8 protein-coding genes are annotated in these 6,974 nt (G+C 68.5%); 5 read left to right on the top strand and 3 right to left on the bottom strand.

The genetic code is table 11. The features are described from left to right. The 3 genes from Q8M82_RS02660 to Q8M82_RS02650 form a co-directional block, all read right to left on the bottom strand. The coding region (locus tag Q8M82_RS02660) for an arsenate reductase (RefSeq protein ID WP_305689833.1) at window positions 1-292 on the bottom strand (292 nt) is incomplete at its 3' end. A 12-nt stretch (window positions 293-304) separates the two neighbouring features. Continuing rightward, window positions 305-1,012, bottom strand: a complete 708-nt coding sequence (locus Q8M82_RS02655; protein WP_305689832.1) for a glutathione S-transferase N-terminal domain-containing protein — start codon at window positions 1,010-1,012, stop codon at window positions 305-307. A gap of 117 nt (window positions 1,013-1,129) precedes the next feature. Beyond that, a complete protein-coding gene (locus Q8M82_RS02650) occupies window positions 1,130-1,876 on the bottom strand; it encodes a GntR family transcriptional regulator (protein ID WP_305689831.1) in 747 nt (248 codons plus the stop codon). Window positions 1,877-2,180: 304 nt separating this feature from the next. Between Q8M82_RS02650 and Q8M82_RS02645 the strand changes: the two genes are divergently transcribed. Genes Q8M82_RS02645 through Q8M82_RS02625 form a run of 5 tightly spaced genes read left to right on the top strand, consistent with a single transcriptional unit; the run spans window position 2,181 to window position 6,838 of the window. Then, window positions 2,181-3,230, top strand: coding sequence for an ABC transporter substrate-binding protein (locus tag Q8M82_RS02645; protein ID WP_305689830.1), 1,050 nt, complete (start codon window positions 2,181-2,183; stop codon window positions 3,228-3,230). Between the two features lie 2 nt (window positions 3,231-3,232). Next, entirely contained in the window at window positions 3,233-4,303 is a 1,071-nt protein-coding gene (locus Q8M82_RS02640; protein ID WP_305689829.1) for an ABC transporter ATP-binding protein, read from the top strand. Next, complete coding sequence (locus Q8M82_RS02635; protein WP_305689828.1) at window positions 4,300-5,136, top strand: ABC transporter permease; 837 nt, start codon at window positions 4,300-4,302, stop codon at window positions 5,134-5,136. The genes Q8M82_RS02640 and Q8M82_RS02635 overlap by 4 nt, the downstream gene beginning before the upstream one ends. Next, a complete protein-coding gene (locus tag Q8M82_RS02630) occupies window positions 5,133-5,933 on the top strand; it encodes an ABC transporter permease (RefSeq protein ID WP_305689827.1) in 801 nt (266 codons plus the stop codon). Before Q8M82_RS02635 ends, Q8M82_RS02630 begins: the two co-directional genes overlap by 4 nt. Beyond that, window positions 5,933-6,838: an allantoinase PuuE gene (locus Q8M82_RS02625; protein WP_371126208.1), complete on the top strand. Its 906-nt coding sequence runs from the start codon at window positions 5,933-5,935 to the stop codon at window positions 6,836-6,838. The genes Q8M82_RS02630 and Q8M82_RS02625 overlap by 1 nt, the downstream gene beginning before the upstream one ends. Window positions 6,839-6,974 lie beyond the last annotated feature (136 nt).

Raw genomic sequence — 6,974 nt, 5'->3', positions numbered from 1 at the left:
CGAGGTCGAGAACCGGGCGCTTGATCATCGAGGGGTGGGCCAGCATCAGCGCGATCGCCCGGTCGGCGTCGAGACCCTGCTTCTCGGCCTCCGGCAGGGCGCGGAAGGTCGTGCCGGCCCGGTTCAGCACCGTCTCCCAGCCATGCTCGCCGACCCAGCGTGCGAGCGAGGCACGGTCGATGCCGCTCGCCTTGTAGTCGTGGAAGGCATGCGCGACGCCCTGCCCGTCGAGCCAGGCGCGCGCCTTCTTCATCGTGTCGCAGTTCTTGATGCCGTAGATGGTGATGGCCATGCCGCTCGCCCCTCAACCCGGCCGCTTCGGGATTTCGAGCCCGCGTTGGACCGCCGGCCGCGCCAGGCCGCGCTCGAGCCAGGCCGGCACGGCCTTCAGGCTCGCGTAGTCGACCAGTTCGCCGGCGCCGTAGAAGCCGACGAGGTTGCGCACCCAGCCGAGCAGCGCGATGTCGGCGATGGTATAGTCGGCGCCCATGATCCAGTCGCGACCGGTGAGCCGCTTTTCCAGCACGCCGAGCAGGCGCTTGCTCTCGGCGGCATAGCGGTCGCGCGGGCGCTTGTCCTCGTAGTCCTTGCCGGCGAATTTGTGGAAGAAGCCGAGCTGGCCGAACATTGGGCCGACGGCAGCCATCTGGAACATCACCCACTGGATCGTCTCGTAGCGGACGGCGGGGTCGGCGGGGAGCAGCTTGCCGGTCTTCTCGGCGAGATAGATCAGGATCGCGCCCGATTCCCATAGGGCGACGGGTTTTCCGCCGGGACCGTCGGGATCGATGATCGCAGGGATCTTGCCATTGGGGTTGAGCGACAGGAATTCCGGCCCCCAGGTCTCGTTCTGGCCGATATTGATGGTGTGCGGCTCGTAGGGAAGGCCGAGTTCCTCCAGCGCGATCGAGACCTTCACGCCGTTGGGCGTCGGCAGCGAATAGAGCTGGATGCGGTCGGGGTGCTGGGCCGGCCAGCGCTGCGTGATCTGGAAGGCCGAGAGATCTGCCATGGCGGGCTCCGGGGCTGAGCCGGTGCCGCTCATGGGCGCCGGGTGGACAGGACATAGTCGCGCCGCCCGGCTGCGCAATCGCGCCCGCGCCGCACGGAGCGCATCGTGACCGCGCGCTCAGCGCGGGGCGGGCGCCGCGGGCGCCTCAAAGCGGGGGCTCGCGCCCTCGCCCTGCCCCTGCTCGGACCGGAAGGTTTCAATGGCCTCTTCCAGAAGGGCCTCCAGCGAGGGACCGGCATCGTCGCAGATGATCGGGCGCAGCCGCGTCTCGACCAGCGAGAGATGGCTGCTCATCGCCTTGACCGCCCTGCCGCGCTCGCGGCCCGCCAGCGCCTTGAAGATCAGCCGGTGCTCCTCGCAGCCGCAGGCCGAGCCGAGCGTCGTCTCGTAGCGCTTCACCAGCATGATCGTCCGGCCGATCAGTTCATGCGCCTGGCGCTGAACGATCGGGTTGCCGATCATCTCCGCCAGCAGGAAATGGAATTCGGCCGAGAGTTTTTGCCAGGTCGCCTGGTCGCCGCGGCGCAGGGCGTCGGCCTCCGCATCGACATGCTCGCGCAGCCGCGCGATCTGGGCCTCGGTCAGGTGGTCAGCGAGATGGGCAACCATGCCGCTCTCGAGGATGCGGCGGGCCTCGTAGACGACCCTGCCCTCGCGCAGATCCGGCTCGATGGTGAAGGCGCCGCGGTTCTTGACGATCTCGAGCAGCCGCTCATGGCCGAGCCTGTGCAGCACCTTGCGGACGCGCTCGCGGCTGACACCGAAGATCTCGGCGAGACGATGCTCGCCGAGCTTGGTGCCGCCCGGCAGCGAGCCCCCCAGCAGCAGGCGCGAGAGGATCGTGTGGATCGCCGCTTCGTTCATGCCGCCCGTCTCGACATCACCGCTCCGCCTGCGAACCGACCGTCCGCGCCACCGCCATCCTAGCATCCGGAGAGCCGGATTTTATGCACATTCGGGAAGCGATTGTGCACAAAAATCACGCGACTGCTTGCCGAATAGCCGCCGACAGGCGCTCGGACAGAGATTCCGCCTTCGCACGCAATTCGTTGATTTATCAATACTTCCCCATGATCGGACATCCTGGTCCTCTCTTGGCACGACGGTTGCTGACCTCTCCCCATGTCCGCGCCGACGGGGAGCGCGCCGCCTTTCGAAAGGTCCGACCATGGATATGCTGTCCGCAGGCAAGCCGAACCGCCGCGCCCTCCTCAGGGCAGGCCTGGGCGCCACCGCGCTGGTCGCCGCCCCCTCCGTGTTGCGGGCCCAGACGAAGGAACTCGTCGTCGGCGGCGCCGCCGGGCACAAGCCCTGGGTCGAGCAGACGGTCGTGCCGATGTTCGAGAAGAAATATGGCTGCAAGGTGCTGTTCGAAGGCACCCGGTCTCTCGTCAATCTCGAGAAGATGCAGAAGAACAAGGACAAGCCCTACATGTCGGTCGTCCAGATGGACGATCCGGTCATGATCCTGGCGGTCAAGGAGGGGCTGCTGGAGCCGCTCACCGTGGCCAAGGCACCCAACATGGCCGACCTTCTGCCGGGCTCGACTCATATGGACGGCATGTGGGCCAATTACCTCCAGCCCTGGCTCGGCGTCGCCTACAGCAAGACCGCGATGAAGACCCCGCCCTCCTCCTGGGCCGAGATGTTCGACCCGAAATACAAGGGCCGAATCGTCATCCCCTCGCTGCAGAACACCGAAGGGCTGCCCTCGCTCTTCGTCGCCGGCCTGCTCGCGGGCGGGACGATGGAGAGCGTCCAGAAGGACACCGACGCCGGCTTCAAGAAGCTCGCCTCGCTCAAGCCGAACCTGCTGACGATCTACACGCAGCAGCCGCAGGCCTTCAATCTGCTCGAGCAGGGCGAGGCCTGGATGATCGGGCCGGCGATGTCGTCCTATGCGCTGGAGCGCAAGGCGGCCGGTGCGCCGATCGACCTCGCCGCGCCGAAGGAAGGCGTCTTCGCCATGCCGTCTGGCATCGCGGTGGTGAAGGGCTCGCCGCAGCAGGAGCTCGCCTTCGCCTATGTCAACGAGCTGCTCGGCGCCGAACTGCAGAACCGGCTGGCCGGGCCAACCTTCTCGATCGGCACCAACAAGGCGGTGCCCAAGCCCGAGGGCCTCGGCGCCGACGTCAAGATCCACCAGATCGACTGGGCCAATGTCGCGGCCCAGCGCGGCGACTGGATCAAGCGCTGGGATCGCGAGATGGCGATCTGAGCATGAGCCAGGGCTTCCTGTCCGTCGCGGGAGCGGCCAAGACTTTCGGCGCCGCCACCGTGCTCGACGGCGTCGATCTCGCGATGGACCGCGGCGAGTTCGTCTCGCTGCTGGGCCCCTCGGGCTGCGGCAAGACCACGCTGCTGCGGATCGTGGCCGGGCTGATGCGGCCCGACCAGGGCCGCGTCGCGCTCGACGGGCAGGACATCACCCGGCTGCCGCCGCACAAGCGCGACGTCAGCGTCGTGTTCCAGAGCTATGCGCTGTTTCCGCATCTGAGCGTGGCGGAGAACGTCGCCTTCGGCTTGCGGGCGCGCGGCGCGCCCTCGGGCGAGATCGCGCCGGCGGTTAAGCGCTTTCTCGATCTCGTGCAGATGGGCGCCTATGCCGAGCGCTCGATCAAGGCACTGTCGGGCGGCCAGCAGCAGCGCGTGGCGGTGGCGCGCGCGCTCGTCGTCGGGCCGAAGCTCTTGCTGCTCGACGAGCCCTTCTCGGCGCTCGACCGCAAGCTGCGCGAAACGATGCAGATCGACCTGAAGCGCCTGCTGCGCGAGGTCGGCACCACCGCGATCTTCGTCACGCATGATCAGGACGAGGCGCTGACGATGTCGGACCGGATCGCGGTGATGCATCGCGGCCGGATCGAGCAGCTGGATACGCCGGCCGCGATCTATGCCAGGCCGGCGACGCCCTTCGCGTTCGGCTTCGTCGGGCTGGCGACAGGGCTTCCCGGCACCGTGTACGACTCCGCCAACGGCATCGTCACGGTGGCGACGCAGGCCGGCCCGCTGCGCGGCCCGGGCCACTTCCTGCCCGGCAGCCCGGTTCTGCTTGGCGTGCGGCCCGAGCGCATCGCGCTCGACCATGGTGGCGCCAACCGGATCGAGGCGCCGCTCGCGGACGCCGCCTTTCAGGGCGCGCGGGTACAGCTGCATTTTCAGGCCCCGCCCGACGGGCAGATCCTGGTCGAGACGCCGTCCCTGCCGGCTGCGGCGGGGCCCGGCACGTCGCTGAAGATGTCCTGGGCGATCGACGACACGCTGGTCTACCCTGCGCCGGCAGAAGCGGCATGAACGCGTCGCGACGCCTCGACCCGGTGCTGCTGCTGGCGCTGCCGGCGGTGCTCTATCTCGCCATCGTCTATGGCGTGCCGCTGCTGATGCTGCTCGGCCGCAGCATCCTCAGCGGCGGCACCCCGTCGCTCGCCCCCTTCGGGGCCTTCCTGTCCGACCCCTTCAGCTGGACCGTGATCGGCAACACGCTGCGCATCGCGGTGCTGGTGACGCTGCTGTGCCTGCTGATCGGCTATCCGACGGCCCTGGCGCTGTCGCGGGCGCGCGGCGCGGCGCAGGCGCTGATCCTGGTGGCGATCATCCTGCCGCTCTCGGTCGGCGTCGTGGTCAAGGCCTTCGCCTGGCAGATCGTCCTGCGGCGCGACGGCGTGGTCTCGCAACTGATGATGGGCCTGGGCCTGTGGAGCGAGCCGCAGCGCCTGCTCTTCACCGAGGCCGGCCTCGTGATCGGCGCGGCCAACGTCTTCGTGCCCTTCATGATCCTGCCGATCTATTCCGTCCTGAAGCTGGTCGATCCGCGGCTCGGCGAGGCGGCGGCGACGCTCGGCGCCTCGCCGCTCTACCGCTTCTTCAAGGTCGCCCTGCCCCTCTCGCTGCCCGGCATCGTCACCGGCGTCGCCTTCGTCTTCTCGATGGCGGCCTCGATGTACGTCATCCCCAACCTGCTGATCGGCGACCGTTTCCAGACCCTGGCGACGCTGACCGGGCGCTCCTTCCTGTTCATGCGCAACGAGCAGCTGGGATCGACGACGGCGGTCGTCCTGCTCGTGCTGACGGTCGCGGTCGTGGTCGGCAGCGCCGCGCTCTCGAAGCGGCTGGGAGGCGCCTCGTGACGGCCATCGAGCGCATCGCCTCGGCGGTAGTCTGGGCGCTGGCCGCCTTCACGGTGGTCTTCCTGCTGACGCCGCTGGTCGTCACCGTGCTGGTGTCGTTCGGATCGAGCGCCGTCTTCACGCTGCCGGCGCCGAGCTGGTCACTGCGCTGGTACCAGGCGCTCGGCCGTTCGCGCGAGCTCTGGCCGGTGGTCGCGACCTCGGTGCAACTCGCGGCGCTGTCGACGGCGATCGCGCTCGGGCTCGGTACGCTCTGCGCCATCGGCCTGCTGCGCGGCCAGTTCAAGGCTCGCGACGCGATCGTCACCTTCCTGGTCTCGCCGCTGATGCTGCCGGGCCTCGTCATCGGCATCGCGATGCTGGAGAGCTTCCGGGCGGCGGGCCTGCGCGACGTGTGGGCCAGCCTGATCCTGGCCCATGTCGTGATCACGCTGCCTTACGTGGTGCGCACCGTCTATGCGGCGCTGTCGCTGTTCGACTTCACGCTGATCGACGCCGCCCGCACGCTCGGGCTGTCCTACCCGAAGGCCGTGCTGAAGGTATTGGTGCCCTCGCTCGCCCCGGCCTTCCTCACCTCGGGAATGTTCGCTTTCCTGGCGTCGATGGACAATTATCCGATCTCGATCTTCTTCACCGACGCCTGGACCAAGACCTTGCCCATCCAGATGCTGCAATATGTCGAGGAAAGCCCCGATCCGACGATCGCGGCGATCTCCGCGCTCCTGATCCTGCTCGCCGCCGCCGTGCTCGTCACCGGCGACCGGCTGGTGGGCCTGCGCCGGATGGCCGATCTCTGATGGCCTCTCCCGTGAGCGACCGCGATTTCCGCGGCTATGGCGACGCCCCTCCCGCGATCCGCTGGCCGAACGACGCTCGGCTCGCCGTCTCGGTGGTGGTCAATGTCGAGGAGGGCGCGGAGCTCTCGATCGGCCAGGGCGATGAGCGCAACGAGAGCGTCTACGAGGTGGTCGAGGAGATCACCGGCGTGCGCGATCTCTGCATGGAATCGCATTTCGAATACGGCCCGCGCGCCGGCTGGCCGCGCATCCGCGCGCTGCTGAAGCAGTATGGCGTGGCGGCGACGCTGAACGCCAATGGCCGCGCCGTCGCGCTCTCGCCCTGGCTGGTGCAGGAGGCGGTGGCCGACGGGCACGAGGTCGCCGCCCATGGCTGGCGCTGGGAGCGGCACGCCCATATGGACGAGGCGCAGGAGCGCGAGGCGATCGCGCGCGCCGTGGCCGCGATCACGGAGGCCGCCGGCACGCCGCCGGTCGGCTGGCACACGCGCTCCGCAACCTCGCTCAACACCCGCCGGCTCCTGCGCGAGCATGGCGGCTTCCTCTATGATTCCAACGCCTACAATGACGACCTTCCCTTTCTGGTCGATGTCGAGGGCAAACAGCATCTGGTGCTGCCCTATGCCTTCGACACCAACGACATGCGCTTCCAGCGCGGCGGCGGCTTCGTCTTCGGGGACGATTTCGCCCGCTACTGCATCGACGCCTTCGACCGGCTCTACGCAGAAGGCGGCACGGCGCCACGGATGATGTCGGTGGGCTTGCACCTGCGCATCATCGGCCGGCCCGGGCGGATCGGCGGGCTCGAGCGCTTCCTGGCGCATGCGGCCTCGAAGCCCGGCGTCTGGTTCGCGCGGCGCGACGCGATCGCGCGGCACTGGCTGGCGGAGCTGGGGAACGGTTGACGTCAGCTCACTCAACGCCGTCATCCCGGACGCAGCGAAGCGGAGATCCGGGATCCATGCCGGAGCCTTTTGAGGTTCCGGAATGGATCCCGGGTCTCCCTCCGGTCGCCCGGGATGACGGCGTGAATTAGGATCG

It is taken from the genome of Allobosea sp. (assembly GCF_030694325.1).
Taxonomy (GTDB): Bacteria; Pseudomonadota; Alphaproteobacteria; order Rhizobiales; family Beijerinckiaceae; genus Allobosea.
The sequence above is the reverse complement of the archived record's forward strand: the minus strand, read 5'-3'. Positions and strand labels throughout refer to the sequence as shown.